The sequence below is a fragment of the Pseudomonas sp. YNh genome (assembly GCF_037993085.1).
Taxonomy (GTDB): Bacteria; Pseudomonadota; Gammaproteobacteria; order Pseudomonadales; family Pseudomonadaceae; genus Aquipseudomonas; species Aquipseudomonas putida.
The window spans coordinates 293,352-312,152 of sequence record NZ_JBBMRJ010000006.1 but is presented as its reverse complement, the minus strand read 5'-3'; the positions used below and the strand labels follow the sequence as shown (position 1 = coordinate 312,152).

The 18,801-nt window shown below is 63.8% G+C and carries 14 protein-coding genes and 1 rRNA gene; 11 read left to right on the top strand and 4 right to left on the bottom strand.

The window, feature by feature from the left end; genetic code table 11:
- Nucleotides 1-14: 14 nt before the first annotated feature.
- The 7 genes from rrf (at nt 15) to WF331_RS08990 (ending at nt 12,032) form a co-directional block, all read left to right on the top strand.
- Nucleotides 15-130: ribosomal RNA gene (gene rrf / locus WF331_RS09020) — 5S ribosomal RNA — on the top strand.
- 150 nt (nt 131-280) lie between these two features.
- Entirely contained in the window at nt 281-3,760 is a 3,480-nt protein-coding gene (gene recC, locus WF331_RS09015) for an exodeoxyribonuclease V subunit gamma (RefSeq protein WP_340622817.1), read from the top strand.
- Nucleotides 3,757-7,431 carry an exodeoxyribonuclease V subunit beta gene (gene recB / locus WF331_RS09010; RefSeq protein ID WP_279923828.1) on the top strand — a complete coding sequence of 1,225 codons (3,675 nt, stop codon included), beginning with the start codon at nt 3,757-3,759 and terminating at the stop codon, nt 7,429-7,431. The genes recC and recB overlap by 4 nt, the downstream gene beginning before the upstream one ends.
- Nucleotides 7,428-9,503: an exodeoxyribonuclease V subunit alpha gene (gene recD / locus WF331_RS09005; protein ID WP_016497896.1), complete on the top strand. Its 2,076-nt coding sequence runs from the start codon at nt 7,428-7,430 to the stop codon at nt 9,501-9,503. Before recB ends, recD begins: the two co-directional genes overlap by 4 nt.
- 198 nt (nt 9,504-9,701) lie before the next feature.
- Nucleotides 9,702-10,268, top strand: coding sequence for a YfiR family protein (locus WF331_RS09000; protein WP_016497897.1), 567 nt, complete (start codon nt 9,702-9,704; stop codon nt 10,266-10,268).
- Nucleotides 10,265-11,536 carry a diguanylate cyclase domain-containing protein gene (locus WF331_RS08995; RefSeq protein WP_197898752.1) on the top strand — a complete coding sequence of 424 codons (1,272 nt, stop codon included), beginning with the start codon at nt 10,265-10,267 and terminating at the stop codon, nt 11,534-11,536. Before WF331_RS09000 ends, WF331_RS08995 begins: the two co-directional genes overlap by 4 nt.
- A 4-nt stretch (nt 11,537-11,540) precedes the next feature.
- A complete protein-coding gene (locus tag WF331_RS08990) occupies nt 11,541-12,032 on the top strand; it encodes an OmpA family protein (RefSeq protein ID WP_016497899.1) in 492 nt (163 codons plus the stop codon).
- 142 nt (nt 12,033-12,174) lie between these two features.
- Here WF331_RS08990 and WF331_RS08985 read toward each other — a convergent pair whose 3' ends face one another.
- On the bottom strand, nt 12,175-13,125 hold the full coding sequence (locus tag WF331_RS08985; RefSeq protein WP_041167549.1) for a LysR family transcriptional regulator: 951 nt from the start codon (nt 13,123-13,125) through the stop codon (nt 12,175-12,177).
- Between the two features lie 132 nt (nt 13,126-13,257).
- On the opposite strand from WF331_RS08985, the gene WF331_RS08980 reads away from it, so the two are divergent.
- Both WF331_RS08980 and mmsB read left to right on the top strand, forming a co-directional pair.
- Complete coding sequence (locus WF331_RS08980) at nt 13,258-14,784, top strand: CoA-acylating methylmalonate-semialdehyde dehydrogenase (RefSeq protein WP_016497902.1); 1,527 nt, start codon at nt 13,258-13,260, stop codon at nt 14,782-14,784.
- 9 nt (nt 14,785-14,793) lie between these two features.
- Nucleotides 14,794-15,681 (top strand): 3-hydroxyisobutyrate dehydrogenase, encoded by an 888-nt coding sequence (gene mmsB, locus WF331_RS08975; protein ID WP_016497903.1) that lies wholly within the window; start codon nt 14,794-14,796, stop codon nt 15,679-15,681.
- Between the two features lie 209 nt (nt 15,682-15,890).
- Here mmsB and WF331_RS08970 read toward each other — a convergent pair whose 3' ends face one another.
- Nucleotides 15,891-16,235: a cupin domain-containing protein gene (locus tag WF331_RS08970; protein WP_003258412.1), complete on the bottom strand. Its 345-nt coding sequence runs from the start codon at nt 16,233-16,235 to the stop codon at nt 15,891-15,893.
- Between the two features lie 352 nt (nt 16,236-16,587).
- Here WF331_RS08970 and WF331_RS08965 point away from each other — a divergent pair, with 352 nt between their 5' ends.
- Nucleotides 16,588-16,815, top strand: coding sequence for a type II toxin-antitoxin system HicA family toxin (locus WF331_RS08965; protein ID WP_019473103.1), 228 nt, complete (start codon nt 16,588-16,590; stop codon nt 16,813-16,815).
- Nucleotides 16,812-17,219 (top strand): type II toxin-antitoxin system HicB family antitoxin, encoded by a 408-nt coding sequence (locus WF331_RS08960; RefSeq protein ID WP_016497905.1) that lies wholly within the window; start codon nt 16,812-16,814, stop codon nt 17,217-17,219. The genes WF331_RS08965 and WF331_RS08960 overlap by 4 nt, the downstream gene beginning before the upstream one ends.
- Nucleotides 17,220-17,238: 19 nt before the next feature.
- Here the strand turns inward: WF331_RS08960 and WF331_RS08955 are convergent, their stop codons facing one another.
- Entirely contained in the window at nt 17,239-18,171 is a 933-nt protein-coding gene (locus tag WF331_RS08955; RefSeq protein ID WP_016489124.1) for a phosphatidate cytidylyltransferase, read from the bottom strand.
- Between the two features lies 1 nt (nt 18,172).
- Nucleotides 18,173-18,796: a lysophospholipid acyltransferase family protein gene (locus tag WF331_RS08950; RefSeq protein WP_284365320.1), complete on the bottom strand. Its 624-nt coding sequence runs from the start codon at nt 18,794-18,796 to the stop codon at nt 18,173-18,175.
- Nucleotides 18,797-18,801: the final 5 nt, after the last annotated feature.

Genomic DNA, 18,801 nt, shown 5'->3' with positions numbered 1-18,801 from the left:
TGGCTACAGAATTTCTTGACGACCATAGAGCATTGGAACCACCTGATCCCATCCCGAACTCAGTAGTGAAACGATGCATCGCCGATGGTAGTGTGGGGTTTCCCCATGTGAGAGTAGGTCATCGTCAAGATTCATTTCGCAAAACCCCTATCTGCACATGCAGGTAGGGGTTTTGTCTTTTCCGCCCAGGAAAAGATTTGTCTCCATGCATGCCATGGTCCACGGCATGCCCCGTGATATGGTTTCGCATCGGAATCAACCGCCTCCCAGGGAATGCTCAATGGCTACTACCACTCTCCACCCCGGCTTCATGATCGTCCACGGCAACCGCCTCGACGACCTGCGCAGTCTGGTGGTGAGCTGGATGCGTCGCTACCCCTTGGCGCCGCTGGAAAACGAAATCGCCCTGGTACAAAGCAATGGCATCGCCCAATGGCTCAAGCTCGCCCTGGCCGAAGACCCGCTTGAAGACGACCAGGGTGGCTGTGGCATCGCTGCCGCAATCGATGTACAACTGCCCGGCAGCTTCATGTGGCAGTTATACCGAAGCGTGTTGGGCCGCGATGAAATTCCTGAAGTTTCCCTGCTCGACAAGGCCCCGCTGACCTGGCGCCTGATGCGCCTGCTGCCGGCCCTGATCGAGCGACCGCATTTCGAACCGCTGCGGCGCTTCCTTACCGACGACAGCGACCTGCGCAAGCGTTACCAGCTCGCCGAGCGGTTGGCCGACCTGTTTGACCAGTACCAGGTCTACCGCGCTGATTGGCTCAAGGACTGGGCGGCGGGCGAGCACATTCTCAACACCGCCCGCGGCGAGCGTAAAGCGCTGCCCCCGGGTAATCGCTGGCAGGCCGAATTGTGGCGTGCGCTGCTGGATGATGTCGGTGAAGCGGGCATGGCACAGAGCCGCGCCGGGGTGCATCAGCGCTTCATCGAGCGTATCAACAGCCTGCAGCAGGCACCGGCCGGGCTGCCACCGCGGGTGATCGTGTTCGGTATCTCTTCGCTACCAGCCCAGGCCCTGGAAGCATTGGCGGGCCTGGCACGCTTCAGTCAGGTGCTGCTGTGCGTGCACAACCCCTGCCGCCACCACTGGGCCGATATCGTTGCCGACAAGGATTTGCTGCGCCATCAGTACAAGCGCCAGCAGCGCAAGCAGGGCATGCCCCTGCAACTGGACGACCAGTCGCTGCATCAACATGCCCACCCGTTGCTGGCAGCCTGGGGCAAACAAGGCCGTGACTACATCAACCTGCTCGACAGTTATGACGACCCAGGCAGCTACCAGGGTGTGTTCAGCGATGGCCGCATCGATCTATTCAGTGATGGCTCGCCCACAACGCTGCTAAACCAGTTGCAGGACGACATTCTCGAGCTGCGCCCGCTCGCCGAAACCCGCGAGCTTTGGCCGGCAGTCGACACGGTGAAAGACCGTTCGGTACGTTTCCACATTGCCCACAGCCCGCAACGCGAAGTGGAGATCCTGCACGACCAGCTGCTGGCCCGCTTCAGCGCCGACCCTACCTTGCGCCCGCGTGACGTGATCGTCATGCTGCCGGCCGTCGACACCTACGCGCCGCATATCCGCGCGGTGTTCGGCCAGTTGCAACGCAATGACCCGCGCTACATTCCGTTCACCCTCACCGACCAGGGCCAGCGCGGTCGCGAGCCTCTGCTGATCGCCCTCGAACACCTGCTGAAGTTGCCGGACAGCCGTTTCGCGGTCAGCGAAGTGCTCGACCTGCTGGACGTACCGGCCGTGCGGGCACGTTTTGGCATTCGCGAAAACGACCTGCCTACCCTGCACCGCTGGATCGAGGGCGCCGGCATTCGCTGGGGGCTTGATGCCGAGCAGCGGGCCAGCTTGGGCTTGCCCGCAGGGCTCGAACAGAACAGCTGGCGTTTTGGCTTGCGGCGCATGCTGCTGGGCTACGCGGTGGGCGTGGGTGAAGCGTGTGATGGCATCGAACCCTACGATGAAATCGGTGGCCTGGACGCGGCGTTGATCGGCCCGCTGGCCGCGCTGCTCGACGCGCTCGAAGTGGCCTATCAAGCCTTGTCCGAGCCTGCTACCGTCAGCCAGTGGGGGGAGCGCCTGAATGCCTTGTTGCAAGTGTTCTTCCTCGCGGAGGGCGAGCACGACGAATTCCTGCTGATGCAGTTGCAGGAGCTGCGCGACAGCTGGCTCGAAGTGTGCGAGGCCGTTGACCTGCAAGACCCGCTGCCGCTGACCGTAGTCCGTGAAGCCTGGCTGTCGGGCCTCGACCAGGGCAAGCTGTCGCAACGTTTCCTCGCCGGTTCGGTGAACTTCTGCACCCTCATGCCCATGCGCGCCATCCCGTTTCGCGTGGTCTGCCTGCTGGGCATGAACGATGGCGACTACCCCCGCGCCCAGCAACCGCTGGACTTCGACCTGATGGCCAGCGACTACCGACCCGGTGACCGCTCGCGGCGCGAAGATGACCGCTACCTGCTGCTCGAAGCGCTGCTGTCGGCACGTGACCAGCTGTATATCAGCTGGATCGGGCGCAGTATCCGCGACAACAGCGAACGCCCGGCCTCGGTACTGATCGGCCAGTTGCGCGATCACCTCGCCGCCGGTTGGCATCTGGCCGGCGCAGAGCAAGGGCAGCCCGCACAACCGGGCGAGCAGTTTTTACACGCCCTGACCCAGGAGCACCCGCTGCAACCGTTCAGCTCGCGTTACTTCGAGAAGGGCAGCCCGCTGTTCAGCTTCGCCCACGAATGGCAGGTGCTGCACCGGCAGAGTGAGGAGGATGAGCAGGGCGACTCCGACCTGCCGCCTTACCAGGACAATGAAGCGTTGAGCCTCACCCAACTGAATGACTTTCTGCGCCACCCGGTGCGGCATTTCTTCAGTCAGCGGCTGAAGGTGTATTTCGAAGCGCTGGAAGCGCCAACCCCAGATGAAGAACCGTTCGTTCTCGATACCCTGCAACGCTACGGCGCCAGCGAAAGCCTGCTGGGTGCGGCGCTGTCCGAGCCGGACAATGCCGAGCAAGCCTTGCAGGCACAGGCCCGACGTCTGCAGGCCTGTGGCTTGCTGCCGCTGGCCGGCTTTGGCGAGTTGCTGCAAAGCGAGTTGATCGAACCTCTACCAGACTTGCTGCAACGCCACCGCCAGTTGTTGCAACGCTGGCCCCAGCTGGTCGAGGGCGCGTTGCCGGTGCATTTCGAGCACGGCCAACATCGGCTCGAAGGCTGGCTGGGCCGTGTGTTCCAGGCTGATGACCAGAGCCTGCTGAGCATCACCACCGTGCCTAACACCATCAGCGCCGGGCGCAACAACCTCAAGTGGCACCGCCTGATTGCGCCCTGGGTTACGCACCTGGCGGCCTGCGCGGCGGGCTACCACTACAACAGTGCCCTGGTGGCCAGTGACCTGACTCTGCTGCTCGCACCGCTGCCGCAAGACCAGGCCGCCCAACTGCTGGGCGACCTGTTGGTGGCCCGCCAGGCGGCAATGAACGCGCCGCTGCCGGTTGCAGCCAAGACTGCGTTCGCCTGGCTGGCCCAGGACGATGCCGACAAAGCCCTGGCCGCAGCTGCCCGTGCCTATGAGGGCGACGAGCGCACCAGTTTCGGTGAGCGCAATGAAAGCATCGCCCTGGCCCGACAGTACCGCGACTTCGCCGCACTCACCGCTGACGAAACCTTTGAAGGCTGGTGCGAAACCTTGTACCGCCCATTGTTCACCGCCCCTTGGCAGGCCCTGGGCAACCCGGAGAAAGGCGCATGACCCAGGACCGTCCTCTGGCACTGAGTTTCCCCCTGCACGGCAGCCAGCTGATCGAGGCAAGCGCCGGTACGGGCAAGACCTTTACCATTTCGGCGCTGTACCTGCGCCTGATCCTCGGCCACGGAGGTGAGCAGGGTTTTGGTCGCGAGCTGCTGCCACCGCAGATCCTCGTGGTCACCTTCACCGATGCAGCCACCAAGGAACTGCGCGAACGTATCCGCGCCCGTCTGGCAGAGGCTGCACGGTTCTTCCGTGGCGAACTGGAACGCGCAGACCCGCTGCTGCATCAGCTGCGTGACGATTATCCGCAAGAGGCCTGGCCGCGTTGTGCAGGCCGCCTGGAAATCGCCGTGCAGTGGATGGACGAGGCTGCGGTATCGACCATCCACGGCTGGTGCCAGCGCATGCTTCGCGAGCATGCCTTCGACAGCGGCAGCCTGTTCACCCAGACCCTGGAAACCGACCACAGTGAACTGCTCGGCCAGGTCATGCGTGATTACTGGCGGCGCTTCTGCTATGGCATGCAAGGTGACGCACTGGTCTGGGTGCGTGGCAACTGGGGCAGCCCCGATGCCTTGCTGCCGCGCATTCGCCCACTGTTCGGCCGCGTGCGCGCCCAGCAGGACGGGCCAGAGCCCGCAGCCCTGATCCAGGCATCGCTGCAGCAACGTGGCGAACAGTTGGCCCGGCTCAAGGCGCCGTGGGCGCAGTGGGCCGACGAACTGCGGCAAATCTGCCGCGATGCGCTGGCCGCCAAGCAGGTCGATGGCCGCAAGATGCAGGCCCGTTACTTCGAGCCCTGGTTCGACAAGCTCTCTGCCTGGGCCGGCGACGAGCAACTCGTGGAGCTCGACCTGGGTACCGGTTTCACCCGCCTGACGCCAGATGGCATGGCCGAAGCCTGGAAGGGCGAGCCACCCGAGCACCCGGCCCTCAACGCGATGCAGACACTGCCGCAACAATTGCAGGCCCTGGACAGCCCAGAGGCGCCCTTGCTCGAGCATGCCGCAAACTGGGTATCGGCGCGGTTCGAAATCGAGAAGCGCCGGCGTGCGGAAATGGGCTTCGACGACATGCTCGTGCGCCTGCAGCACGCCTTGGCCAGCGAGGCCGGTGAACGCCTGGCCGGCCTGATCCGCGAGCAGTTCCCGGTAGCCCTGATCGACGAATTCCAGGACACCGACCCGGTGCAGTACGGCATTTTCGAGCGCATCTACCAGATCAGCGAAAACCGCGCAGAAACCGGCCTGTTCATGATCGGTGACCCCAAGCAGGCGATCTACGCCTTCCGCGGTGCCGACATCTACACCTACCTCGCTGCACGGCGCGCCACCAGCGGCCGGCTGCATAGCCTGGACACCAACTACCGCTCCAGCACGGCCATGGTCGCGGCGGTCAACCAGGTATTCCTGCAGGCCGAGGCGCGTGATGCGGGGCGCGGGGCATTCCTGTTCCGCGAGCCCGATGACAACCCGCTGCCGTTCATCGAAGTCCGCGCCAAGGGCCGTGGCGAACAGCTGCTGATTGACGGGGAAGCAAGCGCAGCCCTGCAATGCTGGCAGCTGGCAAGCGAAGAGCCAGTCTCCAGCAGTGTCTACCGCCAGCAGCTGGCGGCCAGCTGCGCCAGCCATATCGTCGCCTTGCTCAATGGCGGTCAGCAGGGCACAGCGGGCTTCCAGAATGGCGAAGGCGAACTGCGCCCGTGCCTGCCCTCGGACATCGCCATCCTGGTGCGTGACGGCCATGAAGCGCAGATGGTCCGCGCCGAGCTGGCCGCACGCGATGTGCGCAGTGTGTACCTGTCCGACAAGGACTCGGTGTTTTCCGCCCAGGAAGCCCACGACCTGCTGGCCTGGCTCAAGGCCTGCGCCGAGCCAGACTCGGAGCGCCTGCTCAAGGCCGCACTGGCCAGCCTGACACTGGGCCTGTCGCTGGCCGCGCTGGACCGGCTGACCCAGGACGAACGGGTCTGGGAAGGTTGGGTCATGCGTTTTCGCCATTATCGCGATACCTGGCAACGCCAAGGTGTACTGCCCATGCTGCGGCACCTGCTGCACGACTTCCAACTGCCGCGCACGCTGATCCGCCGCAGTGACGGCGAACGTGTGCTGACCAACCTGCTGCACCTGGCCGAACTGCTGCAGCAGGCGGCGGGTGAGCTGGACGGTGAACAGGCGCTGATCCGCCACCTGGCCGAGCACCTGGCCAGTTCCGGGCAGGCCGGTGAAGAGCAGATCCTGCGCCTGGAGAGCGACGAACAGCTGGTCAAGGTGGTGACCATCCACAAGTCCAAGGGCCTGGAGTATCCCCTGGTTTACCTGCCGTTCATCTGCACCAGCAAACCGGTGGACGGCAGCCGCCTGCCGTTGGCCTGGCATGACAGCCACGGCGACGCCCACCTCACCCTGACCCCGGACCAGGCGCAGATCGAGCGGGCCGACGACGAGCGCCTGGCCGAAGACCTGCGTCTGCTCTACGTGGCCCTGACCCGTGCCCAGCATGCTTGCTGGCTGGGTGTTGCCGACTTGAAGCGTGGCAATCAAAAGAGTTCACAACTGCACCGCTCGGCACTTGGCTATCTGTTGGGTGGTGGCCTTGCCCTGGCAGGCTCTCAGCAGCTTACCCAGTGGTTGCAGGCGCTGGCGGCGACATGTCCGCACATCGCTTGCCCGGGCCTGCCGCCGGCAGATGAGCAGGTGTATCGCATGCCCCATGCCGACCGTGAGCTGCTGCCCGCACGCAAGCCGCGCCGCGCAGCGGCTGAGCATTGGTGGATCGCGTCGTACAGCGCCCTGCGTATCGGCGATCAGGCGCTGGTTGCCGACAGTTCGCAGGCCCAGCAACTGCTGGATGACGAAGTGGTCGATGCCCAGGTACTGCGCGAGGTGCCTGCCGACAGTGGCGACATTCACCGCTTCCCGCGGGGGCCGAACCCCGGCACCTTCCTGCATGGCTTGCTGGAATGGGCGGGCCGCGAGGGCTTCAGCCAGGTCAGCAGTGACCCGCAGTTGATCGAGCGGACCGTTGGCCAGCGCTGCAACCGCCGCGACTGGACCGGCTGGATCCCCACCCTCAGCCAGTGGATGCGACGCCTGCTGGGCGAGGCGCTCCCGTTGCCGGGCAGCGACCAGGGCGTGATGCTGGGGCAGTTGCGTCATTACCAGATCGAAATGGAGTTCTGGTTCGCGAGCCACCAGGTCGACGCCGAACAACTCGACCGCCTGGTGGCACGCCACACCCATCCGGGCCTGGCACGCCCGGCGGCGCAGCCGACCGTGCTCAACGGCATGTTCAAAGGTTTCATCGACCTCGCGTTCGAGCTGGACGGGCGTTACTACGTCACCGACTACAAGTCCAACTGGCTGGGCCCGGACATCCAGGCCTACGACGCCATGGCCATGGAAAAGGCCATTATCGAGCACCGCTACGACCTGCAGTACGTGCTGTACCTGCTGGCCCTGCACCGCCAGTTGCGCGCTCGCCTGCCGGACTACGATTACGACCGCCATGTCGGCGGCGCCCTGTTCATCTTCCTGCGCGGCGCGAGCAGCAGCGGCCACGGCGTGTACCACACCAAGCCACCGCGCGAGCTGATCGAAAGCCTTGATGCGCTGTTCCGTGGCGAGCACCCACCGGCACAGCAGGACCTGTTTGCCGGAGCCGAGATATGAGCCGAAACCTGGTTGACCTGTTGCCCACCCCGTTGCACGCCGAGCACTTGCTGGCGCTGGCGCCGCAGCATGACAGCGGTGACCTGCTGCAACTGCTCGACCGCTGGGTAGAGCGGGGCTGGCTGCGGGCCCTGGACCGTGCGTTCGTGTCGTTCCTCGAAGAGCGCGCCCCCGGCAGTGATCCCTTGCTGTTGCTGGCGGCAGCATTGGCCAGCCACCAACTGGGCCACGGCCATGTCTGCCTCGACCTGCAGCAAACCCTGGCCGAGCCCGACTTCGCCCTGTCGCTGCCGCCTGAAGGCGATGCCCTGATCGGGCCCTTGCTGCTGCCGTCGCAGTTGCTGGCCAACCTCGATCTGAATGCCTGGCGCCAGCGCATCGCCGCCAGCTCGCTGGTGGCCGCTGGCGATACCCCGGGCCAACAAGCCCGGCCACTGGTACTCAGCGGTGAGCGCTTGTATCTGCGCCGTTACTGGAGCTACGAGCGGCGTATCGACCATACCTTGCGTCAGCGCCTGACCCAGGCCGAAGCACCGCTGCCCGACCTGTCAGATCGCCTGGCACAGCTGTTCGAGGGCGGTGCACCAGATGGCCAGGTGGACTGGCAGAAGCTCGCCTGTGCGCTGGCCACCCGTGCCGGTTTCAGCATCATCACGGGTGGCCCCGGCACGGGTAAAACCACCACCGTGGTGCGCCTACTGGCCTTGCTGCAAGGCCCGGCGGTGGAGCAGGGCAGGCCGCTGCGCATCCGCCTGGCCGCGCCGACGGGCAAAGCCGCTGCGCGCCTGACCGAATCCATTGGCCAGCAAGTCGAGCGCCTGCAAGTCAGTGCCGAAGTACGCGGGCAAATCCCCACTGACGTCAGCACCGTGCACCGCCTGCTCGGCAGCCGCCCCGGCTCCCGGCACTTCCGCCATCACGCCGCCAACCCGCTGCCGCTGGATGTGCTGGTGGTCGACGAAGCATCGATGATCGACCTGGAAATGATGGCCAACCTGCTCGACGCCTTGCCACCCCGGGCGCGTCTGGTGCTGCTGGGCGACAAGGACCAGTTGGCCTCGGTCGAGGCCGGTGCGGTACTGGGCGACCTGTGCCGGGATGCCGAAGAGGGTTATTACTCGCGAGCGACCGCTGCGTGGCTGGAGCAGATCAGTGGCGAGTCGCTGGCCGCCAGCGGCCTCAAGGCCGGTGATGGGCAGCGCAATCCGCTGGCCCAGCAATTGGTGATGCTGCGCTTCTCACGGCGCTTCGGCGAAGGCAGCGGCATCGGCCAGCTGGCGCGGCTGGTCAATCGCCAGGATTCCCACGCGGCGCGCAACCTGCTGGCCAAGCCGCCGGCCGACGTGCACAGCCTTGCCCTCAAGCATGAGCAGGACCGTGCTTTCGACCGCCTGCTACTTGACGGCCTGAACCGCGGTGCCGAAGGCCCGCAGGGCTATCGCAGCTACCTGCGCACCCTTGGCCGCTACCGGCCTGCACTGGAAACCGCCTTTGACGACCCTGCGTGGGAACAATGGGCAGGCAAGGTGCTGCACAGCTTTGAAGACTTCCAGTTGCTATGCGCGGTACGCCGGGGGGCCTGGGGTGTCGAAGGCCTCAACGAACGGGTGGCCCGGGTGCTTCACAATGCCGGCCTTATCGACAGCCAGCAGCCCTGGTACGAAGGGCGCCCGGTGTTGGTGACCCGCAACGACTACGGCCTGGGCCTGATGAACGGTGATATCGGCATTGCCTTGCGCCTGCCGGACGAGCGCGGTGAGCCGCTGCTGCGGGTGGCCTTCCCGCGGAACGACGGCAGTGGTGGTGTGCGTTTCGTCTTGCCCAGCCGGCTCAATGAAGTGGAAACGGTATTTGCCATGACCGTGCACAAGTCCCAGGGCTCGGAGTTCAGCCACACGGCCCTGGTGCTGCCGGATGCGCTCAACCCGGTGCTGACCAAGGAGCTGGTATACACCGGCATCACCCGGGCCAAGCACTGCTTCAGCCTGGTCGAGCCACGCCAGGGCATTTTCGAAGAAGCGGTGGCGCGCAAGGTGCGGCGTATTTCCGGGTTGATGCTGGAACAGGTGTAAGACCGCCAGGCCCAATCGCCGGCAAGCTAGCTCCCACAGGGATTCCACAGCCTTTGAAAGCTGTGCTGCACCTGTGGGAGCTGGCTTGCCGGCGATTGGGCCATCAACCCCGACACATGAAGCAGCTCATTCCTACAACGATGCGGCCATGTGCTATCTTTGCGCCGGTAGTGGTAAGGACTTTAAGAGATTTCCCACATGAACGTGGCCGCAAGGCGAGTGACAAGCTGTGCGCTTTCGCTATTGCTGGCCGTCCTGTTCCTTTCTGCAGGCCCCGCCCAGGCAGAAACCGCCACAACCGCCGCCCAGGTGCAGCAACGCGCCAAGGCCGTCACCCAAGTGGTACTCGGCATCTTCAGTTACGCCCGTTGGCCTGTCGAACCTTCACCCTTGCGCTTGTGCCTGGTCGGCCCGACCGAATACGCCGATGACCTGATCAAAGGCCATGTGCAGGAGTCCGGCCGCCCGCTGCAGGTGCGGCGCCTGCTGGCAGAAGACACTCAGGTCGCTCAAGCCTGCGATGCCATCTACATCGGCAAACTCGACCAGGGCCAGCGTGACCGGCTGTTCGAGCGCGTCAGCGGCCACCCGGTACTGAGCATCAGCGAAGCGAACGACCCGTGTACGGTTGGCAGCCTGTTCTGCCTGCGGGTCAGCGACCAGCAGGTGGCCTTTGACGTCAACCTCGACTCGGTTGCGCGTTCCGGCGTACGCATCCACCCCAGTGTGCTGCAGTTGTCGCGGCGCCGGGCGGTGCAGCCATGAAGCCGAGCCGCAAGCAGGGAGTGCGCCCGACCCTGCGCTCGGTGCTGGGCCGTGGCCACCTCAGCGTTGCCTTGCTCGCCGTGGGCCTGGCCGGTATTTCACTCACGCTGCTGGGCGTGCTCGCCCTGCGCGTCTACGCCAATCACAACCTGCACCTGATCGCCCGGTCGATCAACTACACCGTGGAAGCGGCGGTGGTATTCGATGACAGTGCTGCGGCCAATGAATCGCTGGCGCTGATCGCCAGTCGCGAGGAGGTGGCCGAGGCCAAGGTCTTCAACGACGAAGGCGAGCTGCTGGCGCACTGGCAACGCGCCGATACTGGCATGCTCGCCAAGCTTGAAGTGCAGGTTGCCACCGCGTTGCTGGATGAGCCGGTGAACCTGCCGATCCTGCACCAGCAACAGCAGGTCGGGCACATCGAACTGGTCGGCCAGGGCCGTAGCCTGTTGCTGTTCCTGCTGAGCGGCTTGGCCGGCATCCTGTTCTGCACAATACTCAGTGCCTTGGCGGCGCAATACCTGTCGCGGCGACTGCTCAGCGATATCGTCCGGCCGCTGCGTGGCCTGGCCAGCGTCGCCCACGCCGCCCGCCGCGAGCGCAGTTTCGACCGGCGCGTGCCGGAAGCACCGATTGCCGAACTCAACGAACTGGGCAACGACTTCAATGCCCTGCTCGACGAACTGGAGGTATGGCACAGCCACCTGCAGAACGAAAACCAGACCCTTGCCCACCAGGCCAGCCACGACAGCCTGACCGGCCTGCCCAACCGCGCCTTCTTCGAAGGGCGCCTGAACCGCAGCGTGCGAAACGCTGCGCGGCAGCAAGACCACCTGGCGCTGCTGTTCCTCGACAGCGACCACTTCAAGCAGATCAACGACACCCTCGGCCATGCCGTGGGTGACGAAGTACTGATCAGCGTGGCCGACCGCGTGCGTGCCCAACTGCGTGAGCACGACTTGGTGGCACGCCTGGGCGGTGATGAGTTTGCGGTACTGCTCACGCCTTTGCAGTCGCGCGAGGACGCCGAGCTCATTGCCGAGAAGATTGTTGCCAGCATGAAGCTGCCCGTGCAGCTGGACAGTGGCCGCAGTATCGCTACCTCACTGAGTGTCGGTATTGCCTATTACCCGGATGACGGCGCTGACCCCGCCAGTCTTCTCAATGCCGCCGATGCGGCGATGTACCAGGCCAAGCGCAAACGCCGTGGCCATTGGCAAGTGGCGCAGACGGAACGGTCCGCCAATGAAATCAAGAACAGGAGTTGAACCCGTGATACACGCTTTACGTTTCCCCCTTTGGGCGTTGTTGCTCGCCGTGCTGGCGCTGACCGGTTGCCAGAGCCCCCCCCAAAAAGGCCTGACCCCCGAACAGATCGCCGTGCTCAAGCGCGAAGGCTTTACCCCCACCGATGAAGGCTGGGCCTATGATTTGTCTGGCAAAGTGCTGTTCGGTAGCGATCTGGATGGCCTCAACGGCCAGAGCCAGGCAATTGTCGAGCGCATTGGCAAGGCGCTGCTTGGCGTTGGCATCCAGGGCGTGCGGGTGGACGGCCATGCCGATTCGTCGGGCAAAGCGGCGTACAACCAGCAGTTGTCCGAGCGCCGTGCGCAGAGCGTGACCAGGGCGCTGGTCGGGGTTGGCATGCAGGCGCAGAACATCCAGAGCCGCGGCCTGGGCAGCAGCCAGCCAGTGGCGGACAACCGCACCAGTGCCGGGCGCACCGAAAACCGTCGGGTGTCGATCGTGGTGGCGTCCTACTGATCGCTGTCCGCTGAGCTATCACATTTCTCTGTAGGAGCAGCCTTGTGCTGCGAAGAGGCCAGACCAGGCACAGCAGTTGTATTGCCATGACCGGCCCCTTCGCAGCAAAAGGCTGCTCCTGCAAAGGAGCTACGCAGCAGCATCACTCCTGGGCAAAGCGCATGTCGCGGGTTTCCCCCATCAACAACGGTGCATTCGCCTCGGTCACCCCACGGATGTAATCCCACAGCAAGGTAATGCGCTTCAACTTGCGCAAGTCCTCCCGGCAGTACATCCAGAACTGCCGCGTCACCTCGATCTCCTCGGGCAGCACCGTCACCAGCCGCGGGTCTTGCGCCGCAAGGAAGCACGGCAGTATCGCCAGCCCACGCCCCTGCAACGCGGCGGTGTACTGCGCAATCACACTGGTACTGCGCAAGTGCGCGTTGGCACCGGGAATCAGGTTGGCCAGGTACAAAAGCTCCGAACTGAACGCCAGGTCATCCACGTAACTGATGAACGGGTGTTTGGCCAAGTCCGCTACCTGGCGGATCGGCGCATGGCCGTCCAGGTAATCCTGGGTCGCATACAGCCGCAAGCGGTAATCGCACAGCTTGCAGCACACATAAGGCCCATGCTCCGGCCGCTCCAGGGCAATGACGATGTCCGCCTCGCGCTTGGACAGGCTGATGAAGTGCGGCAGTGGCAGGATATCCACAGAAATCGCCGGGTAGGCATCAACGAAGTGGCTTAGCTGTGGGGTGATGAAAAAGCTGCCGAAGCCCTCGGTGCAGCCCATGCGTACATGCCCCGACAACGCCACGCCCGACCCGGACACCTGCTCGCACGCCATGTGCAGCGTGCTTTCGATCGACTCGGCATAACCGAGCAAGCGCTGGCCCTCGGCGGTGAGGACAAAGCCGTTGGTCCGCGACTTTTCGAACAGCAACGTGCCCAGCGCCCCCTCCAGCGAGCTGATCCGCCGCGACACCGTGGTGTAGTCCACGCTCAGGCGTTTGGCGGCGCTGCTGGCCTTGCGGGTGCGGGCCACTTCAAGGAAAAACTTCAGGTCGTCCCAGTTGAGCGCGCTCAGGGATGTGAGGTCTTTTTGCATGATGATCCGGTTTTTTTGTGCGTTCTTGTTGGATGTTTGCACATCTATACTCGAAACAAGCCTCAGGACGCCACCTCGCGTTTGCTTGGCGCTGGCGATCTCGTCCCGACAATAATTCCAAGGAGAACGCAGATGAACGCACCGCAGTCCCCTAACAGCACCAAGGTCGAGCAGGTGAAGCTGCTGATCAACGGCCAGTGGGTCGAATCGAAAACTACCGAGTGGCGCGACATCGTCAACCCGGCCACCCAAGAGGTGCTGGCGCGCGTGCCGTTCGCCACCGTCGAGGAAGTCGACGCTGCCGTGGCGGCTGCCCACAGCGCGTTCCAGACCTGGCGCAACACCCCGATTGGCGCGCGCATGCGCATCATGCTCAAGCTGCAGGCGCTGATCCGCGAACACACCAAACGCATTGCCCAGGTGCTCAGCGCCGAGCAGGGCAAAACCCTGGCCGATGCTGAAGGCGATATCTTCCGCGGCCTGGAAGTGGTCGAACACGCCGCGTCCATTGGTACCCTGCAGATGGGCGAGTTCGCCGAGAACGTCGCCGGCGGTGTCGATACCTACACCCTGCGCCAGCCAATCGGCGTATGCGCCGGTATCACTCCGTTCAACTTCCCGGCCATGATCCCGCTGTGGATGTTCCCCATGGCCATCGTCTGCGGCAACACCTTCGTGCTCAAACCTTCCGAGCAGGATCCGCTGTCGACCATGCTGCTGGTCGAGCTGGCGCTGGAAGCCGGCGTACCGGCAGGCGTGCTCAACGTGGTGCACGGTGGCAAGCAAGTGGTGGATGCCATCTGCACGCATCAGGACATCAAGGCAATTTCCTTCGTCGGTTCTACCGAAGTCGGCACCCATGTGTACAACCTCGGCAGCCAGCACGGCAAGCGCGTGCAGTCGATGATGGGCGCCAAGAACCACGCGGTAGTGCTGCCCGATGCCAACCGCACGCAAACCGTCAACGCCCTGGTCGGTGCTGCCTTCGGCGCGGCGGGCCAGCGCTGCATGGCCACCTCGGTGGCGGTGCTGGTGGGCAAGGCCCGTGAGTGGCTGCCCGACATCAAGGACGCGGCGAGCAAGCTCAAGGTCAATGCCGGCTGCGAACCGGGCACCGACGTTGGCCCGGTGGTTTCCAAACGCGCCAAGGAGCGTGTGCTGGGCCTGATCGAAAGCGGCATCAAGGAAGGCGCCAAGCTGGAACTCGACGGCCGCGAGGTCACGGTGCCGGGCTACGAGCAAGGCAACTTCGTTGGCCCAACCCTGTTCTCGGGCGTGAAGACCGACATGCAGGTGTATACCCAGGAAATCTTCGGCCCGGTGCTGGTCACCCTGGAGGTCGATACCCTCGACGAGGCCATTGCGCTGGTCAACGCCAACCCGTTCGGTAACGGCACCGGCCTGTTCACCCAGAGCGGCGCGGCAGCGCGCAAGTTCCAGAGCGAAATCGATATCGGCCAGGTCGGCATCAACATCCCGATCCCGGTACCGGTACCGTTCTTCAGCTTCACCGGCTCCCGTGGCTCCAAGCTCGGCGACCTCGGCCCGTACGGCAAGCAAGTGGTGCAGTTCTACACTCAGACCAAGACCGTCACCGCCCGCTGGTTTGATGACGACAGCATCAATGACGGTGTGAACACCACCATCAGCCTGCGCTAAGGAGAAGTCATGCGTATCGCATTCATCGGCCTCGGCAACATGGGCGCGCCCATGGCCCGCAACCTGATCAAGGCCGGGCACCAACTGAACCTGTTCGACCTCAACAAGGCCGTGCTGGCCGAGCTGGCAGAACTGGGTGGGCAGATCAGCCCGTCGCCCAAGGACGCGGCGGCCAACAGCGAGCTGGTGATCACAATGCTGCCAGCTGCGGCCCATGTGCGCAGCGTGTACCTGAACGAGGATGGCGTGCTGGCCGGTATTCGTGCCGGTACGCCTACCGTGGACTGCAGCACCATCGACCCCCAGACCGCCCGTGATGTGTCCAAGGCAGCAGCGGCCAAAGGCGTGGACCTGGGCGACGCGCCGGTCTCCGGTGGCACTGGCGGCGCAGCGGCGGGTACCCTGACCTTCATGGTCGGTGCCAGCGCCGAGCTGTTCGCCACGCTCAAGCCGGTACTGGAGCAGATGGGCCGCAACATCGTGCATTGCGGTGAAGTCGGCACCGGGCAGATCGCCAAGATCTGCAACAACCTGCTGCTGGGTATTTCGATGATTGGCGTGTCCGAGGCCATGGCCCTGGGCAACGCGCTGGGCATCGACACCAAGGTGCTGGCCGGCATTATCAACAGCTCGACCGGGCGTTGCTGGAGTTCGGACACCTACAACCCGTGGCCGGGCATTATCGAAACGGCACCGGCATCGCGTGGCTATACCGGCGGCTTTGGCGCCGAACTGATGCTCAAGGATTTAGGGCTGGCCACTGAAGCGGCACGCCAGGCTCACCAACCGGTGATCCTCGGCGCCGTGGCCCAGCAGCTGTATCAGGCCATGAGCCTGCGTGGCGAGGGAGGCAAGGACTTCTCGGCCATCGTCGAGGGTTATCGCAAGAAAGATTGACGCAAGAGGTGGGCTTCATCGCGGGCCAGGCGGCCTTCCCTCTGTAACTGCGCACCAGAGGGAAGGGCACCTGCCCCGCGATTTTTTTTGCCTGTTCCGGCCCTATCGCCGGCAAGCCGGGCTCCCACAGGTCCAGCGCTGGTTTGAAGGCCAGTGCTGTACCTGTGGGAGCCCGGCTTGCCGGCGATAGGGCCGGTGAAGTTTACAAATCAGGCGAAGACGAAATACTTGCGCACGGTCTCGACCACTTCCCAGGTGCCTTTCATCCCGGGCTCGATCACGAACACGTCACCGGCTTTCAGGTGCTTCGGCTCTTCGCCTTCCGGGGTGATGATGCAGTAGCCATCAAGGAAGTGGCAGAACTCCCACTTCTCGTAGTTGACCTCGAACTTGCCCGGGGTGCAGATCCAGGTGCCCATGATCTTGCTGCCGTCGGCCGACAGGTAGGCATTGAGGTTGACGGTGTGCGGATCGCCGCCGATGCGCTTCCACTTGGTGGCGTCCACGACCGGCGTCGGGCAGGTTTCGCGCAGGACGGTGATGAAATCGGACATGGGACAACTCCTGGTGACTGGCTGAATGACTGGTCACCATAGGGCCATCGGCCGAGCCGCAGTTGCCTGGGCTCGACGTCCAGCTGTCTGCTCGCGCTATGGCAGGCGGTTTACCTCGACAGTGATGTGCGCAAGCCCAACGTGCACACTGTCGGCGCTTGCGGCGGCATGAGTCGGCAACGATTCCAAGGACATCGGTGGCAGGGTGATACTTCCTTCATGTCACTCCGCATGTCCCTACAGATTCATCCAGACTGTCCGCTAGTCTCAAGACGTATGCATAGTGTGTACTGCGCTTTGTTCTGGTTAATTCGGTGTGTATGATACACATCGACTGCCGAAGGAAGTGTGCATGCGCAGTCGTGAAGTCATCCAGCTAATCGAAGCTGACGGGTGGTATGAGGTCGAGGTAAAAGGCAGTCATCACCAATTTAGGCACCCCACAAAAAAGGGGCGAGTAACTGTTCCTCATCCCAAGACCGAACTGCCCAAAGGCACGGTACGCAGCATTCTGAAACAGGCCGGTCTGATTCAAACCGGTAGCGTTGCCAGCACGAGCGTCAACGGAGGTAATCAATGAAGATTCCGGTCGTATTACACAAAGACACCGGCTCGGATTACGGCGTGACCGTTCCCGATGTGCCCGGTTGCTTCTCCGCCGGCGCTACAGTCGCACAGGCGCTGGAGAACGTTCAGGAGGCGCTGGCGCTTCATTTCGAAGGGTTGGTAGCAGATAACGAGCCGTTGCCGCAGGCACAGGAAGTCGATGTCCATGTGGCGAACCCCGACTATGAAGGCGGGGTGTGGGCCGTAGTGGATTTTGACGTCACTCCCTATCTGGGCAAAGCGGTTCGCTTCAATGCAACGCTGCCGGAAAACCTGCTTCAGCGGATAGACGAAAAAGTGAAGCGTGATCACCGTTATGCATCCCGCTCCGGTTTTCTGGCTTCGGCTGCGTTGCGAGAACTGGCGCTTTCACACTGATCGCGGACGCGTGCATTCGTTACGCCCACCAGTACCGCACAAAGTGGAAGAACACCGGCGCGGCAAAGCACACCGAGTCCATGCGATCGAGCATGCCGCCGTGGCCTTCGATCATGTGGCCCCAATCCTTCACCCCGCGGTCGCGCTTGATCGCCGACATCACCAGCCCGCCGAAGAAGCCCATGGCGTTGACCGCCAACGCCATCAGCGCGGCCTGCCAGAAGGTGAACGGGGTGATCCAGCACAACAGGGCGCCGATCAGGGTGGCCAGTGCCACGCCGCCGGCCAACCCTTCTACGGTCTTGGATGGTGACAGGTTGGGGGCCACCTTGTGCTTGCCAAACAGCTTGCCGCACACGTATTGCAGCACGTCGCTGATCTGCACCACCAGGATCAGCCAGGCGATCAGCAGCAGGTTCCGCCCCTCGTAGCCGGGGATGTCCAGGGTCATCAAGGCGGGCACCGACGATACGCAGTAAACCGCAATCATCAGCCCCCACTGCACCTTCGACGCACGTTCGAGAAAACGCGTGGTATCGCCGCCGAAGCTGGCCAAAATCGGCAGCAGCAGGAACAGGTACACCGGGATGAAGATGCTGAACAGGCCGTACCAGTCCATGGCGATCAGCACGTACTGTACCGGCAGTGCCACATAAAACGCTGCCACCAGCGCCGGGTAGTCGCTGCGCCGGGTCGGGGTGAGGGTCATGAATTCGCGCAGGGCATAGAACGACACGCCATAGAACAGCACGATCACGCCGTATTTACCGAAGAGGAAGGCGATGCCGATCACCAGCACCATCACCCACCAGGCGTTGATGCGGGCGTTGAGGTTGTCGATCACCGCGTGTGGCGCCGGGCCGGCGCGCCACTTCAGCAGGCGGCCGGTCACGCTGGCGAGCAGCAGCAGGGCGCCGATGCCGGCGAACAGGGAAAGGGTGTTGTCGTCCATGTCAGGCATCCTTCGGGGCCAGGGTCAGCAGGGCCTGGCTGGCCCGCTCGAGAAAGGCCTGCTTGCTTTCGTCAGCGTGCAGGTGCAGCGGTTCGCCAAAGCTCAGTGTGCACAGCAACGGCAGGGGCAGGGCGCGGCCTTTGGGCATCACCCGGTTGAGATTGGCGATCCATACCGGTACGAGCTCGACGTCGGGGTTGGCCGCGGCCAGGTGGTACAACCCGCTTCTGAACGGCATCAGTGGCTCGTCGCCCAGGTTACGCGTGCCTTCCGGGAAGAAGATCAGCGAGTCGCCTTGAGCCACGGCTTCAAGGATCGGCTGTAGCGGGCTGCCCTGGCCTTCGCTGCGTTGGCGGTCGATCAATACGCCGTTGAACACCTTGCGAATGAGAAAATCGCGGATGCCCGGCTTGGCCCAGTAGTCCGCGCCGGCCACCGGGCGGGTGCGTTTGCGCAAGGGCTGCGGCAGTGAAGCCCACAGCAGCACGAAGTCACCGTGGCTGGTGTGGTTGGCGAAGTACAGGCGCTGCACTGGCAGCGGCGTGCAACCCAGCCACAGGGCGCGGGCACCCGTGATCAGACGGGCGGCGGAGGTGATGAGGTAGGCGGTCAGGTTGGCGAGCATGGATC

Bases quoted from the DNA above. Each gene is read 5' to 3' on its own strand.
- recC (WP_340622817.1), top strand. From the start codon at position 281: ATGGCTACTACCACTCTCCACCCCGGCTTCATGATCGTCCACGGCAAC.
- recB (WP_279923828.1), top strand. From the start codon at position 3,757: ATGACCCAGGACCGTCCTCTGGCACTGAGTTTCCCCCTGCACGGCAGC.
- recD (WP_016497896.1), top strand. From the start codon at position 7,428: ATGAGCCGAAACCTGGTTGACCTGTTGCCCACCCCGTTGCACGCCGAG.
- WF331_RS09000 (WP_016497897.1), top strand. From the start codon at position 9,702: ATGAACGTGGCCGCAAGGCGAGTGACAAGCTGTGCGCTTTCGCTATTG.
- WF331_RS08995 (WP_197898752.1), top strand. From the start codon at position 10,265: ATGAAGCCGAGCCGCAAGCAGGGAGTGCGCCCGACCCTGCGCTCGGTG.
- WF331_RS08985 (WP_041167549.1), bottom strand. From the start codon at position 13,125: ATGCAAAAAGACCTCACATCCCTGAGCGCGCTCAACTGGGACGACCTG.
- WF331_RS08980 (WP_016497902.1), top strand. From the start codon at position 13,258: ATGAACGCACCGCAGTCCCCTAACAGCACCAAGGTCGAGCAGGTGAAG.
- mmsB (WP_016497903.1), top strand. From the start codon at position 14,794: ATGCGTATCGCATTCATCGGCCTCGGCAACATGGGCGCGCCCATGGCC.
- WF331_RS08970 (WP_003258412.1), bottom strand. From the start codon at position 16,235: ATGTCCGATTTCATCACCGTCCTGCGCGAAACCTGCCCGACGCCGGTC.
- WF331_RS08965 (WP_019473103.1), top strand. From the start codon at position 16,588: ATGCGCAGTCGTGAAGTCATCCAGCTAATCGAAGCTGACGGGTGGTAT.
- WF331_RS08960 (WP_016497905.1), top strand. From the start codon at position 16,812: ATGAAGATTCCGGTCGTATTACACAAAGACACCGGCTCGGATTACGGC.
- WF331_RS08955 (WP_016489124.1), bottom strand. From the start codon at position 18,171: ATGGACGACAACACCCTTTCCCTGTTCGCCGGCATCGGCGCCCTGCTG.
- WF331_RS08950 (WP_284365320.1), bottom strand. From the start codon at position 18,796: ATGCTCGCCAACCTGACCGCCTACCTCATCACCTCCGCCGCCCGTCTG.